Raw genomic sequence first — 19,825 nt, 5'->3', positions numbered from 1 at the left:
GGAAGGCGGTGGGGAGCGGTTGCTGCGCTTGCTCGGTGCACGGCTTCAGGGCCGGCAGGCTGCAACCGCTGGGCGAGGCTCCGACTTATTGAAGGAGGTCAACATACGGAGCGTCAGCAATGGGTATCATCTGGGCCATCATCGTCGGCTTTTTCGCGGGTCTGATCGCCCGCTTCGTGGTTCCGGGGGACAAGGAGCCGCGCGGTTTCATTCTCACCACGGTGCTCGGTATCGTCGGGTCGGTGCTGGCGACCTGGCTGGGCCAGGCGATCGGGCTCTACGGCGAGAACGACGGGGCCGGCTTCATCGGCGCGATCGTGGGTGCTGTGATCATCCTCTTGATCTGGGGCGCGGTCGCGCGTCGCCGATAGCGAACCTGCCGACCTGAACAAAAAAGGGGCGCCCGTGGCGCCCCTTTTCGATTCCTCGGTGACCCGGTCACTCGATAACGGTGATGCGGCCGTCCGTATATGGGGTGTACTCGCCACCGAGCTTGGCGATGTAGTCGGCGACCACCTGCTCCAGCGGCGGACCGAAGTCGTAAGCATTGTCGCCCTCGGCAAAGGTGCCATAGCCGTCGCCGCCGCCGCGCACGTAGTTGTTGGTGACAATGGTGTAGGTCGCCTCTTCGTCGATCGGCACCCACTCGTCACCTTCGCCCTTCACCAGTACATCGCTGATGCGCTCGCCGACCGGCTTGGCCAGAGAGTAGCTGTACTTGAGCCCGGCGACCTGGGCGAAGCGGCCTGCGCCGTTCTCAATATCGGACACGCCGTTTTCCAGCGCATCGATTACGTCAGCACCGGAAATATCGACAGTCGCCAGGGTGTTGGAGAAGGGCAGCACGGTCAGCACTTCGCCCATGGTAATCTCGCCGGCATCGATGGATGCGCGGATACCGCCGCCGTTCTGGAAGGCAATATCGGCCCCCTGTTCTGCCGTAGCATCGAGGATAGCGTCTGCCAGAAGGTTGCCCATAGAGCACTCCACGACGCGGCAAACCTCGCGGCTGCCTTCGATCGGCTCGGTCGTGCTGCCGATGACCTGGGCCATCAGTTCCTGCAGTGGCTCTTCGAGTTCCGCGAGGCGGGCGGCATATTCCTCATTCGGCTCGACGGATGCATCGATCAGGATCGGAGCGCCTTCGGCGGAAATGACGTTACCCTCATCGTCCCATGTGACCACCAGGTCGCCAAGGTATTTGCCGTAGGAATAGGCGGTAACGACCGGGACTTCCGCACCTTCGGGATTGTCGACCATGGTCGGATAGCCTCCGGCGGCACCTTCCTCGGTGTTGCTGAGGAGGGTGTGCGAATGTCCCCCGACGATCACGTCGATGCCCGGCACGTTGGCCGCGATCTCCAGATCCTGCGTGTAGCCGACGTGGGTCAGCGCGATGATCTTGTTGACGCCGGCGGCGGCCAGCGCGTCCACCTGGGTCCGCAGGCTGGTAATGGTGTCGTCGAATTCGACGTTTTCGCCGGGCGAAGAGGTCTCGTCGGTATCTTCAGCCAGGGCGGAGACGAAGCCGATCTTCTCGCCACCAATCTCGAGCACGTGGGTGCCTTCGAGCTTGCCGGCGAGGAGCGGCTCGTTCTCGACGTTGGTGTTGCCCGAGATGATCGGGAACTCCGCAGCTTCGAGGAACTTCGCCAGCTCTTCAGGGCCATCGTCGAACTCGTGGTTGCCCACTGCCATCACTTCGATGCCCAGATCGTTGGCGAACTCAGAGATGATCTCGCTCTTGTACTGGCTGTAGAACAGCGAGCCCTGGAACTGGTCTCCGGCGTCGACTAGCACGACATTCTCGCCTTCGAGTTCGGCGCGCTTGTTGTCGACGGCGGTCTTGAGGCGCGCAATGCCGCCGAAGCATTCACCGGCGGCGTCGGTCTCGGCGTCACAGTTGGAATCGCTATCGGTGATCGGCCCGAAGCGCGAGTGGAAGTCATTGATATGCAGGATATTGAGCGTGAAGTCCGCGTAGGCGGGCCCGGCGATACCGGCGAGAAGTGTCAGCGTTGAGGCGCCGAGAAGCAGTCGTTTCATCCCTGTCATCCCTGTTCTTGCCACAAGGGCAGTTCAATCGGCGGGCCTCACCCGCCGCGGCCGTGCCGAGCGCAGCCTGTGCCGAGTTAAGCAGCGTTTTGTGACGGGTGAAAGTGGACCGAGAGGTCAAAAACAGGGCTGCCATGCAGGTTCGCCTCTTCACGCCTCTTCAACCATCCGGCAAAGCTGAGAGGCGGCGGACGACATTCGTAACAAGGCTGCAGCACGGTTCGCGCTAGAACGGTGGTGCGAAACGGAATTGAGTTCATGAGCGCCGCCCTTGTCAGCCTGCTGCCGGAGGTGCCCGAGGCACCGGCCCGCTCAGAGAGCATCCTTAGCTTTATTCTGATCGGCGGCTTCGGATCGGCCCTATTCGTGACGCTGTCGAGCGTCGCCGTGGCGCTGATGCCGGCACATCCCGAGTGGCAACTGAACGCCGCCTGCTACGCCCTGACCATCCTGCCGATCTACCTGCTGCATCGCCGCTTCTCGTTCCGCTCGGTTGCTGCGCACCGTCGGGCATTGCCGCGCTATGTGACCGTGCAGTTGATGGCGCTGGGTCTGGCCGCGCTGTTCTCGTTCATCATCTACGGCACCATGCGACTGCCGCCGGTAGCCGCCGCCATACTGGTGGTGGTGCTAACGTCGGGCGTCAACTTCGTGGTGCTGCGCAGTTGGGCTTTTGCTGCCGAAAGCGTGCCGTTGGCACCTCGGCGGGTTCTGTACCGTTGGGGGAAACGGGGTTCCAATCGCCTGCCAGTGGGGTAATCTCCGCGCCGCCTGATTTGCGGAGAGTCTTATGAAGAGTGCGTTGATCGTCTATGGCGGCTGGTCCGGCCATGATCCGGAAGAATGCGCCGCCATCTACCGCCGCTGGTTGCACGAGGATGGTTACTCGGTGCGGACCGCAACGGAGACGAGCGCCTTCGCCGATCCGTCCATTCACGACCTGTCGCTGATCGTGCCGATCTACACGATGAGCAAGATTGAGAAGGAAGAGGTGGAGAACCTGACCAAGGCGGTACAGAACGGCGTCGGTCTGGCCGGCCACCATGGCGGCATGAGCGATGCGTTCCGCGAGTCGGTCGACTACCAGTTCATGGTCGGCGGGCAGTGGGTGGCGCACCCCGGCAACATCATCGACTACACTGTCGACGTGGCGAAGCCGGACGATCCGATCATGGCGGGGATCAAGTCGTTCCCCTATACGTCCGAGCAGTACTACATGCATGTCGACCCCTCGATCGAGGTGCTGGCGACGACGACCTTCTCCGGTGAGCACGCGCCCTGGATCGAAGGCGTGGTGATGCCGGTGGTTTGGAAGCACCACTATGGCAGGGGCCGGGTGTTCCACATGACCCTCGGCCACCGGGCCAAGGAATTCGAGAACACCAATATGGCCACGATCATGCGCCGCGGCCTCAACTGGGCGGCGCGGCCGGACGCCGAATAAGCCGGTTCAGCGCAAGGTGAGTTGAAACTGGCGCCGATTTGTCCTCGTATTTGGGGGCAGGGAGGCGTCATGACTCAAGCAAGCACAGACGGGCTGCCGGTTTCGCGTGGCCCGTTGATCTACCGCCAGTCTGTCTGGACGCGAGTGACCCACTGGGTGTGGGTCATCTGCCTCTTTTTTCTGCTGCTGACCGGGCTGCAGATCTTCAATGCTCACCCGGCCCTCTATGTGGGCCAGGAGTCCGGCTTCGAGTACGACAACGCGCTGCTCCGCATTGGCGCCGTCAACACCCCCGAAGGGCCGCGCGGCCGCACTACAGTGCTGGGCCAGACCTATGACACCACAGGGTGGCTGGGGATGAGCGGCAGTGCCGAGCGGCCGCAGTTCACGGCCTTTCCGGGGGCGGTGACCATTCCCTCGTTTCGCGATCTTGCTACCGGCCGGGTGGTGCACTTTTTCTTTGGCTGGCTTCTCGTAGCGGCGTTGCTGGTGTGGTTCGTGGCAAGCTTCATCAACGGCCATGTGCGGCAGGTGCTGCCCGGCAGTGCCGACCTCCGGGGTTTGCCGCGCGACATCGGCAACCACGCCCGCTTCCGCTTCCACCATGGCCGCGCCTACGGACCGCTGCAGAAGCTCAGCTATTTCACGGTGTTCTTCGTGCTGTTCCCCTTGATCATCTTGACCGGGCTGACGATGAGCCCGGGCATCGATGCTGCCTGGCCTTGGCTACTCGACCTGTTTGGGGGGCGGCAGACCGCACGAACGATCCATTTCGGCGTGATGGTGCTGCTGGTGCTGTTTTTCGTCGTGCATGTCGTGATGGTTCTGCTGGCCGGGCCGCTGAACGGGCTGCGATCGATGATCACAGGCTGGTACCGTGCGGCGCCGGGCACCGTCGTCGAGAAGGGAGACCGGGCATGAGCCCGCTGATGCTCAACCGCCGGCGGTTTCTCGCCGGATCGGCGGCGCTCGGGTCGGGGCTTGCCCTCACCGGCTGCGACCAGTTCGACTTTCTCGCGCAACGCGGCAATCCGGTGCGGCAGGCGCTGGAGCAGGCCAACGTCCTGACCTACCAGTCGCAGCGACTGCTGATCGGGGATCAGACGCTGGCTCGGGAATATTCGGCGAGCGAGATCCGGCAGGGGATGAAGCCCAACGGCTCGACCGAGCCGACCACGCCGGAATACATGTTCCTCAGGGCGCAGAACTTCGAGCCCTACCGGTTGACCATCAAGGGTATGGTCGAGCGCGAGGTCAGCTTCTCGCTGGCGGAACTGCGCAACATGCCGGAGCAGTCGCAGATCACCCGGCACGACTGCGTCGAGGGCTGGAGTTGCATCGCCAAGTGGACAGGCACTCGCCTGGGCGCCGCGCTCGATCAGGCGGGGGTAAAGGCGGAGGCGCGGTTCTGCGTCTACCACTGCTTCGACAACATCCAGCGTACGCTCGCCGGGGACATCTTCTACTACGAGAGCAGCGACCTGGTGGACGCCTATCATCCACAGACGATCCTAGCCTACGGCCTCAACGACCAGGTGCTGCCGGTGGCGAACGGGGCGCCGGTGCGCCTCAGGATCGAGCGGGCACTGGGCTACAAGCAGCCGAAATACCTGCACACCATAGAGCTGGTGGATGACCTCAGGCCGTTCGGCATGGGCAAGGGCGGTTATTGGCCGGACAACGGCTACGAATGGTATGGCGGGATCTAAGCCGGCCGCATCGCACCCCTGCAGCGGCTGCGCTTGCGTTTTCCGGTGGCTTCCCCCATATGTGCCGGGTCGATGCCGCAGGAGCGGCCGACGGACTTCTCTTCTTATCCCAGCGGTGAGCGGCGGAGTCGGCCCGGAGACCCATTTGGTCCGGGTTTGAGCCAGCACCCGCGCGATAATTTCCTATCGCCCGATTGCATTCCTTGATTGTGCAGACGCCGGATTGCGTCCGCACCGCGTGCCGTTTGGCACATCGAAAGAACCAGATTGACCGATTTTACCTCCCTTGGCCTGCCGCAGCTTCTCACCGAGAGCCTCGCCGCCGGTGGCTTTACCGAGCCGACCCGCATCCAGTCGCAGGCCATTCCCAAGCTGCTGGAACGCCGTGACGTGATGGGCATCGCCCAGACCGGCTCGGGCAAGACGGCAGCCTTCGGCCTGCCGATCCTGGCGGGCATCCTCGAGCTGACGGGGCGGCCGCGTCCGCTGACCACTCGTGCGCTGATCCTGGCGCCGACCCGTGAACTGGCCGTGCAGATCGAGGAAAACCTCAAGAAGTTCGCTGGCGGGCGCATGAAGCTCGATACGGCGCTGATCCTCGGCGGCATGTCGCGCACCCAGCAGGTGAAGGCCTTGGCGCGCGGCGTGGACGTGGTGATTGCCACCCCGGGCCGGTTGATGGACCTCGTCAATGACGGCAAGCTGCGGCTCAACGAGACGCGCTGGCTGGTGCTCGATGAGGCCGACCGCATGCTCGACATGGGCTTCATCGCTCCGGTGAAGGCCATTGCCAAGCTGGTCGGGCCGCGGCGCCAGACCATGCTGTTCTCGGCCACCATGGCCTCGGAAGTCGAGGAGCTGGCTCAGACGCTGCTGAAGGACCCCGTCCGGGTCGAGGCGGCGCCGCAGGGCACCACCGTGGTCAAGATCGACCAGCGGGTGATCATGTCCGGCTCGAAAGCGAAGCGCGGCGTGCTCAATGAGCTGCTCGCCAACCCCGAAGAAGGCATGGAGCGCGTAATCATCTTCGCCCGCACCAAGCACGGAGCCGATCGTGTAGCGAAGAATCTGGCCATCGACGGGCACGAGGCGGCGGCGATCCACGGCAACAAGTCCCAGAATGCCCGCCAGGCGGCGCTCAAGGGCTTTGCCAGCGGCAGGGTTCGTATCCTGGTCGCGACCGACATCGCCGCTCGCGGTATCGACGTCCAGGGCATCACCCATGTGGTGAACTACGACCTGCCGGACGATGCCGAGAACTATGTGCACCGCATCGGCCGCACTGGCCGCAACGGCGCTTCCGGCATTGCGATCACGCTGTGCGACGGTACCGAGCGCGGCAAGTTGCGCGATATCGAGCGCCTGATCCGCCGTACGCTGCCGGTGTCGGGTGATCTGAGCCTGGTCTCCGCACCCGAGGCTGCGGCTCCGACCCGCCCCGCGGGCCGCCCGGGCCCGCGGAGCGCCCGCAACCCGCAGGCCGCACGCCCGCAGCGTCGCGAGGGAGGCGAGCGCCGCCCCGAAACCGCGAAAGCCGGTGCAAGTCGGCCACAGTCATGGATGACGGAAGTTGCAGGCAAGGGCGGCGAAGCCCGCACCGCCCCGCGAAAGGCTGAAGCAGGCAAGGCGAAGCCCCGCTGGAGCCGGGGACAGCGCAACGCCGCCAAGGCAAAGCGCACGGCGAACGCATAGTGATACGGCGGCCCTCGGGCCGCCGTTTTCGTTTAGGCTACCGACGCTAGGTAGAGGATGTCGCGCGTGCCCGAACCGTTGCGGCTGGCCGGTGCGAGACGATCGAGGAAGCTGCGCGACCAGTCGTCTATATTGTGAGCGCGGGCAGCGGCCATCAGTGTTTGCCAACGGCTGATGCGCTCATCGAGCGGCATGTCGAGTGCCAGACGCAGAGCCTCGGCGGTCTCATCGGTGTCGAACGGATTTACCAGCAGCGCTGCATCGAAGATCTCGGCGGCGCCGGCGAAGCGCGAGAGCACGAGCACACCCGGATCGGCGGGGTTCTGCGAGCCGATATATTCGTGAGCGACGAGGTTCATGCCGTCGCGCAGGGGCGTCACTAGGCCGACGCGGGCGAGACGGTAAAGGCCGGCCAGACTGGGTTGGCCATATGCCCGCTTCACATAGGTCAGCGGCTGCCAGTCCAATTCGGCAAACCGCCCCATCACCCGTCCGCAGATGGAATCCAGTGTTTCGCTGGTTTCCTGATATTCCTTGATCGTGTCCCGCGAGGGCGGCGCCACCTGCAGGAAATGCACCTGCCGCCGAAAGCGGGCGTCATGGGTGAGGAGCTTTTCATACGCTTCAACCCGCTGCGGCAGCCCCTTGGAATAATCGAGCCGGTCCACCCCGATGATCAACCGCTGGTCGCCGAGCACTCGGCGCATGCGGTTCACCATCTTGGTGGCGGCGGGGCTGACGGCCAATCGTGCAAAGGCGTCAGGATCGGAGCCGATCGGGAAGGCATCCACTTCGGTGCGGCTGAAATCCACAGACTGCAGCGGATCGCCGGAGATGCTAGCCGGCGACTGGTGTTCGGCGAACTCGGTGAAGGCGGCGACGTCGCGATTAGCCTGCATGCCGACCAGATCGTAGCGCGACAGATCGCGCATGAGATCGAGGTGGTTCGGAATGGCGTAAAGCGTGTCGGCGGTCGGGAAGGGGATGTGCAGGTAGAAACCGATGCGGTTGCGGGCGCCGAGGGCCCGCAGTTCGCTCGCCAGCGGGATCAGGTGGTAGTCGTGCACCCAGATGATGTCGTCGGCCTTGAGCAGGGGCAGCAGGGCGCGCGCAAACTGCTGGTTGACGCGGCGGTAGCCCTCGTACCAGGTGCTGTCGAGGGTCGCGAGATCGAGCCTAAGGTGAAAGCTCGGCCAGAGGATCGAGTTGGAGAAGCCGGCATAGTAGGCGTGGTGATCCTGTCGGGTGAGATCGACCTGAGCCACCTTCAACCCGTCGACATCCTCGAAGCGCGCTTCGCTGGACGGCTGCTCCACCAGCCGGCCCGACCAGCCGAACCAGAAACCTTCCCGCTCCGCCAAAGTCTTGCGCAAGGCAACGGCAAGGCCGCCGGCGGCAGGTCCCTTGCCCGGCGTGCGGTTGGATACAATGACAATTCGGCTCATACGGTTTGCCCCCGTGTTTGTTGTCTCAATGCACGCGATCGCGTGCGGCGATGTCTCCCAGGCCCTGAATGAGTGCGTAGACGGAGGCGACGTTGGCGATGCGCATGCGCGCCGCGGTGTCGCCTTCACCGAGCTTGATGCCGACGCCGCCGAGTTCCTGCGCGGCGACGAACGCATCTTCGTCGGTGAAGTCGTCGCCGATGAAGATCGGAGTGCGGCCGGCGAACGGCTCTTCCTGCATGAAGGCGCGCAGGGCCGAGCCTTTGCCGACGAAGGCCGGGCGGGCCTCGAAGACCATCTTGCCGGGAATGAGGGTGAAGTCGGTGACGCCGTTGACGGCCTCTTCCATAGCGCTGCGGACGGTGTCCCCCAGCTCCGGCTCCTGGCGGAAGTGGAGGGCGACACTGCCTTCCTTGCGCTCGAGGATCAGGTTGGGGTGGGTCATCACCAGCGGTTCGACGGCGTGGGCGATCTCGTCAGCGGAGCGGACGGCGGCTTCGTCGACCTGTTCCAGCACCCCATCGGCGCGGCGGCGCTGGGCGCCGTGGGCGCCGGCAACCGGGAGCTGGAGCGGGGCGAGGAAGCGGTCGATGTCGGCGATTTCGCGGCCGGTGATGACGGCGAAGGCGCTGTCGAGCTCGCGGGCAGCGCGCTCGAGCTGTTCGGGGAGATCGTCGGGAACCCTAACGGAATCAGGGGTTTCGGCGATCTCGACCAGCGTGCCGTCGAAATCGGTGAAGATCGCCAATTGCGGCGCCGCCGCATGGTCCAGTTGGGACATCAAGGCCTCGGATGGATTTCTCGTCGATCACGGAACGCCCGGAAAGCCGAATGGTTCGCAGGAACATGGCTGTCATTCCTGAACCGGGACGCTCAGGCAGATGAACGAAAATGAACGGCGCATAAACGCTGAATTACCTCCGAGTTCAGGGACGTGAGCGTAGTTCCACCACCGTGATGCGATCATGGAGGGTCAAATGAACGCCCGGCTTTCACACCAGCTGCTTCTGATGGCTCTGTTCGGGGCAGCGATGAGCTTTCTCACATTCGCTGCTTCGTTCGCCGAGGTGCCACGCAGCGAGTCTCGCGCGGCGGTTTGGAGCACCCGCTAGGCGAGAGGGATGCCCTTGTTGCCCTTGTCGGACTGATAGACCGCCGACAGGTCGGCGTAGAGGGCGGCGATGTCGTCGACGCGCTGGACGAGCGCCTCGCGGTTGCCGCGGTCGAGGGTCGCAATCATCTGCGGGATCGAACGGCTGGTCCAGAACGGGTTGGTCTGGTTGTAGAGCGGCCGGTCGGGGGGAACGGTGGGGCGGTCCGGATCGGGGACGGCGAACACGGCCTGCAGGATCTGGATGTCGTAGGGAATGGCGAAGCTGTCGCGGCTGTCTTCGTGGCTGAACAGGTAATAGAAGTTGTCGAAGCCCGACCAGGTGATGCCAGAGAGGCAGAGCGAGCAGGGCTCGTGGGTGGCGAGGAACAGGCAATCCTTCGTCTGTGGCCGTTGATCGGCGGGCAGTTCGAAGAAGCGTTTGATGGCGTGCATTTCGCCATGCCAGAGCGGATTTTCGGTCTCGTTGTTGGTTTCGGCAATCACCACCGACAGATCAGACTTTCTGAGGATAGCGGCACCGAACAGCTTGTTGCCGCGCTGCACGCCCTTGTGCGTCACCGGGGCAATGTCGTGTTCGATCACGTCGAGCAGGCGCCCGACCAGGTCTGCGGTCTCCAAGTCTAGTCCTCCAGCGGCACGAGGCCGATCAGCGGGATGCCGGCGGCATCGAGCAGGCGCAGGCTCTCGCCGTCGGTTTCGTAGTTGGCGACGGCGGCGAGGGCAGCAAAGAGTGCGGCCTCCTGCGCCATCAAGGGTTCGGCGCAGGCCATGCGGGTGGCGGCGGCGGGGCCGAAGCTGAGCCCATCGGTGAAATCGGCCTCGGCAAAGTAGTTGTTGCAGCCGCTATTGCCGCCAGCGCGGCTGTCGGCGGTGATGGAGAAGGTCGGGGGACGTTCGCCGATAGCGGGTTTGCCGCCGATGCTGGTGATGCGCCAGAGCACGTCGACCAGGCCGGGCTCGGGCAGCACGGGCGCCGGGTTCGGGACTTCCCCTTCCGGTGGCGGGGCAGGTGCCCGCACGAGGTCGATGACGACGGGAGCGGGCGCGGTCACGTCGACCGGCACGGGAGCGACGCTGGCGAAGGCAAAGCCGCCCGGGCCGAGAAGTTCGGCCACGAGGCCAAAGGCGGTACCATGGCGAGCGACATCGCTGTGGAGGTTGAGAACGAAGCCGATTGGGGGGTGGCCGTTGGCGGGGACGGTGCCGCTGGCACCGACGACCGGTTGGCCCTCGGGCAGGGTGACAAGGCTGACGCGCAGGGTCGTGCCCGCCGGCGCGGCGATGCGCTCGCGATAGACGACTGTGCCGGTGAAGCTCAGTCCATCGGCAGCCGCCGGAACGGCGAGCAACAGCAGCGCGAGCAGTGTCTGTATCAACCGCAGCATCATGACGTCACCGTAGCGCAGGGCTGTGGCGGTTTCGAGCGCGGTCGGACGTTTGGGTTACCGCACCACCAGCCAAGGCTCGGCAAAGCGATGTTCCTCGAGATTGTTGCCGGGGCCGCCACGGTCGATCACGAGGAAGTCGGCATGGTGGTCGAGCGGCGTCAGCACGCCGTGCCAGGTGTTGATGGCGATGTTGACACCCTGGCCGGGAGCCGGGGCGAAGGCCAGGGGGCGCCCGGGCGTGCCACCCTCTTCAGGCGCGACGATGACCAGCCATGGCGTCGCACCGAGCGGGTAGAACGCCTGGCTGCCGAGAGGGTGGCGTTCCACAAGGGTCAGCGACAGCGGCAGAGTGTAGGGCTTGCCGCGGAAGATTGAGATCAGCGGGCGGGCGTCGGTGCCCGCAAGTTCAACGCGCGCAAGATCGTGGTAGCGCTCGGTCATGCCGGCGTTGATCGGATAGTGGTATGCGCCCTCCGTCTCGATCACCTGCCCGAAGGGCGCGAAGGCGGCGGCGGTGAGGGGCTCGATGCGGATCTGCCGGTCGGTCATGGCGCTAGAGGCCCAGCCGGGCGTGGCGGTTGACGTCCTTGTAGAGGAGGTAACGGAAGCGCTGCGGGCCGGCATAGCAGGCTTGGGGGCAGAAGGCGCGCAACCACATGAAGTCGCCCGGCTCCACTTCGACCCAGTCACGGTTCAGCCGGTACACCGCCTTGCCCTCGAGTACGTAGAGGCCGTGCTCCATGACGTGGGTTTCCTCGAAAGGGATCACCGCGCCGGGCATCAGGGTGACGATGTTGACGTGCATGTCGTGGCGGAGGTCCGCCGGATCGACGAAGCGGGTGGTGCCCCAGGTCTCGTTGGTGTCGGGCATCCAGCGGATGGGGGTATCCTGATCGCTGCTGACGAAGGCCTCGGGGGCGTCGATGCCTTCAACCGGCTCGTAGCGCTTGCGCACCCAATGGAAGCGGGCAGGCTCGGTGCTGCGGTTGACCAGGGTCCACTGGCAGCCGGGCGGCAGGAAGGCGTAGCCGCCAGTTTCGAGCAGGTGCGGTTCGCCAGAAATGGTGAGAGTGACGCTGCCCTCGACCACGAACAGCACGCCCTCAGCCTCAGGATTGGGTTCGGGGCGCTCGCTGCCGCCACCGGCTGCCACCTCGACGATGTATTGCGAGAAGGTCTCGGAGAAGCCCGTCATCGGGCGGGCGATGATCCAGGCGCGGGTGTCGCGCCAGTGCGGCAGATAGGAGGTGACGATGTCGCGCATCACGCCCGCGGGCAGCAGCGCATAAGCCTCGGTGAAGACGGCGCGGCCGGTGTGGAGGGTCATCTGCGCGGGCAGGCCGGCGGGCGGGGAAGCGTAGGTGGCCATGGGTCGTCTTCGGCAGTGGCGGATAGCGATCCTTAGCGCAGTTGCGCCGAGGACGACAGGGGCTCGGTCAGCTCTCTGCCGGCTGCTCCACGGCGCGCTTGAGACGGCTGAGCATGGTGGTGGCGTAGGCGGCGTAGGGCCCGATCCAGCGCTCGTGGATGGCGTGAATCGGCAGGGCATCGAGGTGGTTCCAGCGTTCGCGACCGCGCCGCTCGGCAATGACCAAGCCAGCCTCTTCCAGCACGCCGAGATGTTGCATGACGGTGCAGCGGTCTAGTTCGGGCAGTTGCGCGCAGAGATCGCCGGTGGTGCGGGGACCGGCCTTGAGCAGATCCAGGATCTGTCGGCGGGCGCGATGGCCGAGAGCCTTGAAGATGCGGTCGTCTTCGTCTTCCGTTGACATGTTATGTTTCTATAACATATCGTTTGCCTGTGCAAGCGAAGGAGGACGCGATGGCCTATGAATTCACGGTGAGCGGCCGGATCAGCAAGCCGGTGCACGAGGTGTTTGAGTCGGTTGCCGACCCGAAGCAACTGAGCGGCTATTTCACGACCGGAGGTGCGCAGGGGCGGCTGGAGACCGGCGCGACGGTGATGTGGGACTTCCACGATTTTCCCGGCGCCTTTCCGGTGCATGTGGTGGATGTAGTGCCAGACCAGCGGATAGTCTTGAAGTGGGGTGCGGCGCCTGATGACGACCCGGCCGGCGAATACGAAACCACCGTCACCATGACGTTCGAGGGATTGGAGGACGGGCGCACCCTGGTCAGGATTCACGAGGAGGGTTGGCGCGAGAACGCCGCCGGGCAGAAGGCGTCCTACGGCAATTGCGAAGGCTGGACAGGGATGCTGTGCGGGATGAAGGGCTATCTCGAGTACGGCATCAATTTTCGGCAGGGCTTCTACAAGTAGAGCACCGGTAAGAGCCTGTTAGGGTTACCAATCTTTCAGCTTTGGGCGGTATGCTCCGGGGATGAACTGGAGCCATCCCATCGGCCTTGCGCCGCACAACTGGATGCAGCACCACCTGCCGTGGCTGGTGGTGCTGACGATGGTGATCGGGCTGTTCCGCGACGAGCCGGTGCTGTCGGACGAGCGCGACGAGCTGAACGGCTAAGTCACTCCGGCAACAGGGCTTTCAGCCGCAGCAGGGCGATGCGCTCGACCTGGGTGCAGGCGGTGGTGAACTCTTCATCGGCGGTGTTGGCGAGGCGGCGCTCGAAGGCTTCGAGGATCGAGGCCTTGGTGTGATCGCGCACGGCGATGATGAAGGGGAAGCCGAATTTCTCGACATATGAGGTATTTAGCTCGGTGAAGCGCTGGCGTTCGGCGTCGGTGAGGGCGTCGAGGCCGGCAGAGGCCTGTTCGGCGGTCGATGCCTCGGTGAGGCGTTTAGCGGCCGCCAGTTTGCCGGCAAGATCGGGGTGGGCGCGGAGGACGACGAGCCTTTCCTCTTGAGTTGCCATGCGAAATTGCGACCGGAGGGCGAAATGGAGGCCCACCGCGGTGTCGTTGGCGGGGCCGAGTTCGGCTTCCCAGGCGCGTTCGGCGATCCAGGGGGAGTGCTCGAAGACGGAGCCGTAATCGGCAACGAAACTGGCACGATCCTGCTGTGACGGTGTTGCTTTCCGTTCCCGCCAGGGGTGGTTCTGCAGCCAATGTTCAGCGATCTGCAGACGGGTGGGGGTCCAGACGCGGTCAAAGCCCTTGATGTAGTCGACGAAGCGCTTGAGCCCCTGGAAGCGGCCGGGCTGTCCGACGAGGCGACAGTGGAGCCCGATCGACATCATCTTGGCCTGGCCGGCCTGCCCCTCGGCATAGAGGCAGTCGAAGCTGTCCTTGAGCGCCTGGAAGAACTCCTCGCCGGTGTCGAAGCCCGGCGCGGTGACGAAGCGCATGTCGTTGGTGCTGAGGGTGTAGGGGATGATGAGCTGCGGCTTGCCAGCGATCAGCTTCCAGTGGGGCAGGTCGTCGTCATAGGCGTCGGAGATATAGGCGAAGCCGCCATACTCGGCGACGAGGTCGACGGTATTGAGGCTGGAGCGGCCGGTGTACCAGCCGAGCGGGCGCGAGCCCGTGGCAACGGTGTGCAGGCGCACTGCCTCGGCGATCTGGTGACGCTCCTCCTCGGGCGACATGTCCTTGTGCTGGATCCATTTGAGGCCGTGCGAGGCGATCTCCCAGCCGGCCTCCTGCATGGCGGCAAGCTGGGCCGGAGCACGCATCAGGGCGGTGGCGACGCCATAGACGGTGACTGGGATATCCGCTTCGGTGAACAGCCGGTGGAGGCGCCAGAAGCCGGCGCGGGCGCCGTATTCGTACATCGACTCCACATTGGCGTGGCGCTGGCCCGGCCACGGCGCGGCGCCAAGCACGTCGACCAGGAAGGCTTCGGAGGCGGCATCGCCATGGAGGATGCAGTTCTCGCCGCCTTCCTCGTAGTTGAGGACAAACTGCACCGCCACATGGGCGCCACCGGGCCAATCGGCATGGGGCGGGTTGGGACCATAGCCGTGCATGTCGCGGGGATAGCGGTTCATCGAAGCCTCTTGCAGTGACAGCAGGATAGTAGCGGCGGGGCCGCTGATCACAAGATGCTCAAAAGTGGACCAAACGGTAAAAAATGTGCATTGCGCAACGGGGGCGATGCGCTAGTCTCATTCCGGAAAAGGACGGAGGAGCAGAATATGGCGTCAGGACGGCTGACCACGCACGTGCTCGATACCATGCACGGCCGGCCGGCGCGCGGCATGCGGCTCGAGCTGCTGTATGTCCATGGCGACCACACGCACCACATCACCGACAGCTATACCAACGAGGACGGCCGGGTGGACCAGCCCTTGCTCGGCGAGGACCAGTTCCAGCATGGCGAGTTCGAGATCCACTTCCATGTGGGGCAGTATTTCGAGCGGCTCGGCGTGGAGATCGAGACGCCGTTCCTCGACGTGGTGCCGGTGCGGTTCACGATCAGCGAGGACAAGCACTACCACGTGCCGCTGCTGGTGAGCCCGTTCGCGTATTCGACGTATCGGGGGAGTTGATCGTGGTGGTGAGTTCCGTGGGCGTTGAGAGAACCCCCCTCCTGACCTCCCCCGCAAGGGGGGAGGTGGCCTCCACTCTGTTGGGGCATGTTGCCACCAATTCGACTGCAAGAGGGAGGGTGGCCTCCACTCTTTGGCGTGATCGAGTAACACCACCGGCTTCCACCCTCCCCCTTGCGGGGAGGGCTGGGGAGGGGGTCGGCCATGGCTGAGATCAGCAACGCCATTCGTTTTCTCCTCAATGGCGAGGAGGTCACCGTCACCGATGTGCGGCCGGAGACGACGCTGCTTGACTGGCTGCGGCTGGAGCGGCGGTTGCGTGGCTCCAAGGAAGGCTGCGCGGAGGGCGATTGCGGGGCCTGCACCGTGCTGGTGGGGCGGCTCAGCGGCGACGAGGTCGTCTATGACAGCGTCACCGCCTGCATCCGGTTCGTGGGGAGCCTGCATGGCACGCATGTGGTGACGGTGGAACACCTCAGGGGCGAGAACGGCACGCTGCATCCGGTGCAGCAGGCGATGGTGGATCACCATGGCTCGCAATGCGGCTTCTGCACGCCCGGCTTCGTGATGAGCCTTTATGGGTTGTGGATGCGCGAGCCGCGGCCGAGCCGGGGCGCGGTGGAAAAGGCGCTGCAGGGCAATCTCTGCCGTTGCACCGGCTATGCGCCGATCATCCGGGCCGCCGAGGCGATGGCGGACTATGGCTTGCCCGAGGCCGATCCGCTGTGGGCGGAACGGATCGCCGTCAAGGAGCGGATCAAGGCGCTGAACGACGGGCGGCGGGTGGAACTGGGCGCGGACGCCGGGCGGATCATCATCCCGGCGAGCGTGGATGATTTCGCCACGGTCTATGCGGAGAACCCCGGGGCGACCATCGTCGCCGGCTCCACCGATGTGGGGTTGTGGGTGACCAAGTTCATGCGGCCTATCGGGCCGGTGATCTTTATCGGGCACCTCGAGGAACTGAAGCGCATCGCCGAGAACGACAGCGAAGTGCGGTTCTATGCCGGGGTGAGCTATTCGGAAGCGCTGCCGGTGATCGGGGCGAGCTTCCCCGAACTCTTGCCGCTGTGGAATCGGATTGCCGGCGAGCAGGTGCGCAACATGGGCACGATCGGCGGCAATATCGCCAATGGGTCGCCGATCGGCGACACGCCGCCGGCGCTGATTGCGCTCGGCGCGAAGCTGACGCTGCGCAGGGGCGATCATCGGCGGGAGCTCAAGCTCGAGGATTATTTCCTGGCCTATGGCAAGCAGGACCGGGAGCCGGGCGAGTTCGTCGAGAGCGTAACGGTGCCGCTGTTGCCGGCGGGCGAGAAGTTCGCGGTCTACAAGATCTCCAAGCGCCGCGAGGAGGATATTTCGGCGCTGTGCGGGGCATTTCGGGTGTTCGTCAACGATGCCGGCGTGGTCGGCATGGCGCGCATCGCCTTCGGCGGCATGGCGGCAACGCCCAAGCGCGCCAAGGCGGTGGAAGCGGCGCTGGTGGGCCAGTCCTGGACGATGGCGACGGTGGAGGCGGTGCTGCCGGCCTTTGCCGAGGACTTTCAGCCGATCACCGACATGCGGGCCAGCAAGGAATACCGGCTGCTGGCGGCCCAGAACCTGCTCAAGCGCTTCTTCCTCGAGAGCGAGGGGGAAGAGGTGCGGGTGAAGCGGGAGGTGGCGTGATGGTGGGTTCTGTGTGCGTGGGGAGAACCCCCCTCCCGGCCTCCCCCGCAAGGGGGGAGGTGGGCTCCACTCTGTTGAGTGATCGTGCCGCAGGCGTGAGGTGCTGGGCATGAACAAGCACTCCGCGCCGATCGAGATTGCGACCCTGCATACGCCGACCCGCCACGACAGCGGGCACAAGCATGTGACGGGGACGGCCGAGTATATCGACGACATGGTCGAGCCAGAGGGCACGATGCATGCGTACCTGGCGCTGTCGAGCCGGGCGCATGCGGAGATCGTGTCGATCGACCTGACGGCGGTGAAGGCGGCGCCGGGGGTGATCGGCGTGCTCACGGACGAGGACATTCCGGGCGAGAACGACATCAGCCCGAGCCATTTCCATGACGAGCCGATCTTTGCCATCGGCAAGGTGCATTTCTGGGGCCAGCCGCTGTTTGCGGTGATCGGGGAAACGCGCGAGGCGGCGCGGCGGGCGGCACATCTGGCGGTGGTGGAGTATCGCGATCTCGAGCCCATGCTAGACGTGCGGGCAGCGCAGGCAGGTGGCGGCAAGGTGGTGGCACCGCCGCTGGCGCTGCAGCGGGGCGAGGTCGAGGCGGCGCTGGCTGCGGCGCCGCGCAAGGTGGAGGGGTCGATCGCCATTGGCGGGCAGGACCACTTCTACCTCGAGGGGCAGATCGCCATGGCGATTCCGGGCGAGGACGAGGACGTGACCGTCCATTCCTCGACCCAGCACCCGAGCGAGGTGCAACTGATGGTGGCGCAGGTGCTGGGCATCCGCCAGCACGCGGTGACCATCGTGGTCCGGCGCATGGGCGGCGGCTTCGGCGGCAAGGAGACGCAGGGGAACCTGTTTGCCTGCGTGGCAGCGCTGGCGGCCAAGAAATGGAACCGAACCTGCAAGATCCGGCCGGACCGCGACGACGACATGACCGCCACCGGCAAGCGGCACGACTTCGTGGTGGATTACCGCGTCGGCTATGACGACAGCGGCAAGATCCATGCGGTGGATGCCGTCTATGCGGCGCGGGCCGGGTTCTCGTCGGACCTCAGCGGGCCGGTGACCGACCGGGCACTGTTCCACGCCGACAACGCCTATTGGTATCCGGCGGTGCGGGTGCGCTCGGAGCCGCTCTATACCAATACCGTGTCGAACACCGCCTTCCGCGGCTTCGGGGGACCGCAGGGCATGGTGGCGTGCGAGCGCTGGATCGAGGAGATCGCCTATGCGCTCGGCAAGGATCCGCTGGAGATCCGCAAGGCCAATTTCTATGGGACCGACAGCAACAATGTGACGCCCTATCATCAGGTGGTGGAGGACAATGTCATCCACCGGGTGGTGAGCGAACTCGAGGCCTCGTCGGACTATCAGGCGCGGCGCCAGGCAATCTTGGCGTTCAACCGCGAGAACACGGTGCTGCGCAAGGGCATCGCGCTGACGCCGGTGAAGTTCGGCATCTCGTTCACGGCGACCTGGTACAACCAGGGCGGGGCGCTGGTGCACCTCTACAAGGACGGCACCATCCAGCTCAACCATGGCGGCACCGAGATGGGGCAGGGGCTCTACGTCAAGGTGGCGCAGGTGGTGGCGGACGCGTTCGGCGTCGGGCTCGACAGCGTCAAGATCATGGCCACCAACACCAGCAAGGTCGCCAATACCTCGGCGACGGCGGCGTCCTCGGGCACCGACCTCAACGGCGCGGCAGCGCTGGATGCCTGCCGGCAGCTCAAGGAACGGCTGACGGCACACGCAGCCAAGCTGCACCAGGTGCCGGAAGAGGCGGTGCAGTGGGTGCAGGGCGGCGTGCAGGCGGGCGAGACATTCGTGCCGTTCGGCGAACTGTGCGCCTCGGCCTACCACAACCGGGTGCAGCTTTCGGCTGCGGGGTTCTACAAGACGCCCGAGATTCACTGGGACCGCGGATCAGGCCGCGGGCGGCCATTCTACTATTATGCCTATGGCGCCTCGGTGAGCGAGGTGACCATCGATACTTTGACGGGCGAGTATGTGGTCGACCGGGTGGACATCCTCCACGATGTGGGCAAGTCGCTGAACCCGGCCATCGACCTGGGTCAGGTGGAAGGCGGCTTCATCCAGGGGATGGGCTGGCTGACGAGCGAAGAGCTGGTGTGGGACGGCAAGGGGCAACTGCGGACGCATGCGCCTTCGACCTACAAGATCCCGCTCGCAAGCGACGTGCCGCCGGTGTTCAACGTGCGGCTGGCGGAGTGGTCCAGCAACAAGGAGGCGGTGATCGGCCGCTCCAAGGCGGTGGGCGAGCCGCCGCTGATGCTGGCGATCAGCGTGGTGGAAGCGCTGTCGATGGCGGTGGCAAGCGTGGCGGATTACCGCGTGGCCCCGCGGCTGGATACGCCGGTGACGCCGGAGCGGGTGTTGATGGGGGTGGAACGGATGCGGGGGGCGAGGAGGTGACCTTGGTGGTCAGCACCAACATCGCACCCCTCACCCTAACCCTCTCCCCAGAGGGGCGAGGGGACCGATCCGGAGTCGACCTCGCCCGGGGGGCTCTTCCCGGGTTGGAAGTACCCCCACCCAACCTCCCCCTGAGAGGGGGAAGGGCGGCTGCGGTGGGGCGGAGAGATCGAGCCCTATGTCGACCTTCGTCGCTGTTCCGCATTGTGGGGACAAGCAAGAATCCGAGGCGCCTCGGTTCCATCGTCTCCCTCCCCTTTGAGGGGAGGGATCAAGGGTGGGGGTGTCGGGGGTCGAGCGCATCTCGGGGTCGCGGTTCGTTGGAGCTACGACACCCCCACCCCCAGCCCCTCCCCTCAAGGGGGAGGGGGGCGGCTCCACTCGGGTGGAGGGTACCCCCACCTAGCCTCCCCCTGGGAGAGGGAGGGACTGCGGCGGTGGGGTTGCGGGATTTTGCCTG

Annotated in this window: 20 protein-coding genes; 11 read left to right on the top strand and 9 right to left on the bottom strand. The window is 65.1% G+C overall.

The window, feature by feature from the left end:
- Positions 1-119 precede the first annotated feature (119 nt).
- Positions 120-371, top strand: coding sequence for a GlsB/YeaQ/YmgE family stress response membrane protein (locus ACFSX5_RS03980; RefSeq protein ID WP_386831996.1), 252 nt, complete (start codon positions 120-122; stop codon positions 369-371).
- Between the two features lie 67 nt (positions 372-438).
- On the opposite strand, the gene ACFSX5_RS03975 is transcribed toward ACFSX5_RS03980, so the two are convergent.
- A complete protein-coding gene (locus tag ACFSX5_RS03975) occupies positions 439-2,046 on the bottom strand; it encodes a bifunctional metallophosphatase/5'-nucleotidase (RefSeq protein ID WP_386831995.1) in 1,608 nt (535 codons plus the stop codon).
- Between the two features lie 267 nt (positions 2,047-2,313).
- Here ACFSX5_RS03975 and ACFSX5_RS03970 point away from each other — a divergent pair, with 267 nt between their 5' ends.
- The 5 genes from ACFSX5_RS03970 (at position 2,314) to ACFSX5_RS03950 (ending at position 6,900) form a co-directional block, all read left to right on the top strand.
- The gene (locus ACFSX5_RS03970) at positions 2,314-2,814 is read left to right on the top strand and encodes a GtrA family protein (RefSeq protein WP_386831994.1); all 501 of its coding nucleotides are present in this window, start codon (positions 2,314-2,316) and stop codon (positions 2,812-2,814) included.
- 31 nt (positions 2,815-2,845) lie between these two features.
- Entirely contained in the window at positions 2,846-3,499 is a 654-nt protein-coding gene (locus tag ACFSX5_RS03965; protein ID WP_386831993.1) for a ThuA domain-containing protein, read from the top strand.
- A gap of 69 nt (positions 3,500-3,568) precedes the next feature.
- Complete coding sequence (locus ACFSX5_RS03960) at positions 3,569-4,420, top strand: cytochrome b/b6 domain-containing protein (RefSeq protein WP_386831992.1); 852 nt, start codon at positions 3,569-3,571, stop codon at positions 4,418-4,420.
- The gene (locus ACFSX5_RS03955; RefSeq protein ID WP_386831990.1) at positions 4,417-5,208 is read left to right on the top strand and encodes a molybdopterin-dependent oxidoreductase; all 792 of its coding nucleotides are present in this window, start codon (positions 4,417-4,419) and stop codon (positions 5,206-5,208) included. Before ACFSX5_RS03960 ends, ACFSX5_RS03955 begins: the two co-directional genes overlap by 4 nt.
- A 267-nt stretch (positions 5,209-5,475) precedes the next feature.
- Entirely contained in the window at positions 5,476-6,900 is a 1,425-nt protein-coding gene (locus tag ACFSX5_RS03950; RefSeq protein ID WP_386831988.1) for a DEAD/DEAH box helicase, read from the top strand.
- 32 nt (positions 6,901-6,932) lie between these two features.
- Here ACFSX5_RS03950 and ACFSX5_RS03945 read toward each other — a convergent pair whose 3' ends face one another.
- The 7 genes from ACFSX5_RS03945 to ACFSX5_RS03915 form a co-directional block, all read right to left on the bottom strand.
- A complete protein-coding gene (locus tag ACFSX5_RS03945; protein ID WP_386831986.1) occupies positions 6,933-8,345 on the bottom strand; it encodes an alpha,alpha-trehalose-phosphate synthase (UDP-forming) in 1,413 nt (470 codons plus the stop codon).
- A 25-nt stretch (positions 8,346-8,370) separates the two neighbouring features.
- Positions 8,371-9,126, bottom strand: a complete 756-nt coding sequence (gene otsB / locus ACFSX5_RS03940) for a trehalose-phosphatase (RefSeq protein ID WP_386831984.1) — start codon at positions 9,124-9,126, stop codon at positions 8,371-8,373.
- Positions 9,127-9,453: 327 nt separating this feature from the next.
- The gene (locus ACFSX5_RS03935) at positions 9,454-10,077 is read right to left on the bottom strand and encodes a nucleoside deaminase (RefSeq protein ID WP_386831982.1); all 624 of its coding nucleotides are present in this window, start codon (positions 10,075-10,077) and stop codon (positions 9,454-9,456) included.
- A gap of 2 nt (positions 10,078-10,079) precedes the next feature.
- The gene (locus ACFSX5_RS03930; protein ID WP_386831980.1) at positions 10,080-10,844 is read right to left on the bottom strand and encodes an META domain-containing protein; all 765 of its coding nucleotides are present in this window, start codon (positions 10,842-10,844) and stop codon (positions 10,080-10,082) included.
- 57 nt (positions 10,845-10,901) lie between these two features.
- Positions 10,902-11,396, bottom strand: coding sequence for an ureidoglycolate lyase (locus ACFSX5_RS03925; protein ID WP_386831978.1), 495 nt, complete (start codon positions 11,394-11,396; stop codon positions 10,902-10,904).
- Between the two features lie 4 nt (positions 11,397-11,400).
- Positions 11,401-12,216: a bifunctional allantoicase/(S)-ureidoglycine aminohydrolase gene (locus ACFSX5_RS03920; RefSeq protein WP_386831976.1), complete on the bottom strand. Its 816-nt coding sequence runs from the start codon at positions 12,214-12,216 to the stop codon at positions 11,401-11,403.
- A 67-nt stretch (positions 12,217-12,283) separates the two neighbouring features.
- A complete protein-coding gene (locus ACFSX5_RS03915) occupies positions 12,284-12,619 on the bottom strand; it encodes an ArsR/SmtB family transcription factor (protein ID WP_386831974.1) in 336 nt (111 codons plus the stop codon).
- Between the two features lie 50 nt (positions 12,620-12,669).
- Between ACFSX5_RS03915 and ACFSX5_RS03910 the strand changes: the two genes are divergently transcribed.
- Positions 12,670-13,128 carry an SRPBCC domain-containing protein gene (locus ACFSX5_RS03910; protein WP_386831972.1) on the top strand — a complete coding sequence of 153 codons (459 nt, stop codon included), beginning with the start codon at positions 12,670-12,672 and terminating at the stop codon, positions 13,126-13,128.
- Positions 13,129-13,189: 61 nt separating this feature from the next.
- Positions 13,190-13,333 (top strand): hypothetical protein, encoded by a 144-nt coding sequence (locus ACFSX5_RS03905; RefSeq protein ID WP_386831970.1) that lies wholly within the window; start codon positions 13,190-13,192, stop codon positions 13,331-13,333.
- Between the two features lies 1 nt (position 13,334).
- Here the strand turns inward: ACFSX5_RS03905 and puuE are convergent, their stop codons facing one another.
- Positions 13,335-14,756, bottom strand: a complete 1,422-nt coding sequence (gene puuE, locus ACFSX5_RS03900; RefSeq protein ID WP_386831968.1) for an allantoinase PuuE — start codon at positions 14,754-14,756, stop codon at positions 13,335-13,337.
- Positions 14,757-14,903: 147 nt separating this feature from the next.
- Between puuE and uraH the strand changes: the two genes are divergently transcribed.
- From uraH to xdhB, 3 genes are all read left to right on the top strand, one after another.
- Positions 14,904-15,257, top strand: coding sequence for a hydroxyisourate hydrolase (uraH, locus tag ACFSX5_RS03895; protein ID WP_386831966.1), 354 nt, complete (start codon positions 14,904-14,906; stop codon positions 15,255-15,257).
- 204 nt (positions 15,258-15,461) lie between these two features.
- Positions 15,462-16,928 carry a xanthine dehydrogenase small subunit gene (gene xdhA / locus ACFSX5_RS03890; protein WP_386831964.1) on the top strand — a complete coding sequence of 489 codons (1,467 nt, stop codon included), beginning with the start codon at positions 15,462-15,464 and terminating at the stop codon, positions 16,926-16,928.
- 109 nt (positions 16,929-17,037) lie between these two features.
- The gene (gene xdhB / locus ACFSX5_RS03885; protein WP_386831962.1) at positions 17,038-19,365 is read left to right on the top strand and encodes a xanthine dehydrogenase molybdopterin binding subunit; all 2,328 of its coding nucleotides are present in this window, start codon (positions 17,038-17,040) and stop codon (positions 19,363-19,365) included.
- The last annotated feature ends 460 nt before the right edge of the window (positions 19,366-19,825 follow it).

Origin of the sequence: Devosia albogilva (genome assembly GCF_042685625.1) — a bacterium.
GTDB classification, from domain to species: domain Bacteria; phylum Pseudomonadota; class Alphaproteobacteria; order Rhizobiales; family Devosiaceae; genus Devosia; species Devosia albogilva.
This window is presented reverse-complemented; position numbering and strand designations above follow the sequence as displayed.

What these genes read in the sequence shown, in the direction of transcription:
- puuE (WP_386831968.1), bottom strand. Translation starts at nt 14,756, where the DNA reads ATGAACCGCTATCCCCGCGACATGCACGGCTATGGTCCCAACCCGCCC.
- ACFSX5_RS03925 (WP_386831978.1), bottom strand. Translation starts at nt 11,396, where the DNA reads ATGACCGACCGGCAGATCCGCATCGAGCCCCTCACCGCCGCCGCCTTC.
- otsB (WP_386831984.1), bottom strand. Translation starts at nt 9,126, where the DNA reads ATGTCCCAACTGGACCATGCGGCGGCGCCGCAATTGGCGATCTTCACC.
- xdhB (WP_386831962.1), top strand. Translation starts at nt 17,038, where the DNA reads ATGAACAAGCACTCCGCGCCGATCGAGATTGCGACCCTGCATACGCCG.
- ACFSX5_RS03920 (WP_386831976.1), bottom strand. Translation starts at nt 12,216, where the DNA reads ATGGCCACCTACGCTTCCCCGCCCGCCGGCCTGCCCGCGCAGATGACC.
- ACFSX5_RS03970 (WP_386831994.1), top strand. Translation starts at nt 2,314, where the DNA reads ATGAGCGCCGCCCTTGTCAGCCTGCTGCCGGAGGTGCCCGAGGCACCG.
- ACFSX5_RS03980 (WP_386831996.1), top strand. Translation starts at nt 120, where the DNA reads ATGGGTATCATCTGGGCCATCATCGTCGGCTTTTTCGCGGGTCTGATC.
- ACFSX5_RS03975 (WP_386831995.1), bottom strand. Translation starts at nt 2,046, where the DNA reads ATGAAACGACTGCTTCTCGGCGCCTCAACGCTGACACTTCTCGCCGGT.
- ACFSX5_RS03915 (WP_386831974.1), bottom strand. Translation starts at nt 12,619, where the DNA reads ATGTCAACGGAAGACGAAGACGACCGCATCTTCAAGGCTCTCGGCCAT.
- uraH (WP_386831966.1), top strand. Translation starts at nt 14,904, where the DNA reads ATGGCGTCAGGACGGCTGACCACGCACGTGCTCGATACCATGCACGGC.
- ACFSX5_RS03965 (WP_386831993.1), top strand. Translation starts at nt 2,846, where the DNA reads ATGAAGAGTGCGTTGATCGTCTATGGCGGCTGGTCCGGCCATGATCCG.
- ACFSX5_RS03945 (WP_386831986.1), bottom strand. Translation starts at nt 8,345, where the DNA reads ATGAGCCGAATTGTCATTGTATCCAACCGCACGCCGGGCAAGGGACCT.
- ACFSX5_RS03905 (WP_386831970.1), top strand. Translation starts at nt 13,190, where the DNA reads ATGAACTGGAGCCATCCCATCGGCCTTGCGCCGCACAACTGGATGCAG.
- xdhA (WP_386831964.1), top strand. Translation starts at nt 15,462, where the DNA reads ATGGCTGAGATCAGCAACGCCATTCGTTTTCTCCTCAATGGCGAGGAG.
- ACFSX5_RS03960 (WP_386831992.1), top strand. Translation starts at nt 3,569, where the DNA reads ATGACTCAAGCAAGCACAGACGGGCTGCCGGTTTCGCGTGGCCCGTTG.
- ACFSX5_RS03955 (WP_386831990.1), top strand. Translation starts at nt 4,417, where the DNA reads ATGAGCCCGCTGATGCTCAACCGCCGGCGGTTTCTCGCCGGATCGGCG.
- ACFSX5_RS03910 (WP_386831972.1), top strand. Translation starts at nt 12,670, where the DNA reads ATGGCCTATGAATTCACGGTGAGCGGCCGGATCAGCAAGCCGGTGCAC.
- ACFSX5_RS03930 (WP_386831980.1), bottom strand. Translation starts at nt 10,844, where the DNA reads ATGCTGCGGTTGATACAGACACTGCTCGCGCTGCTGTTGCTCGCCGTT.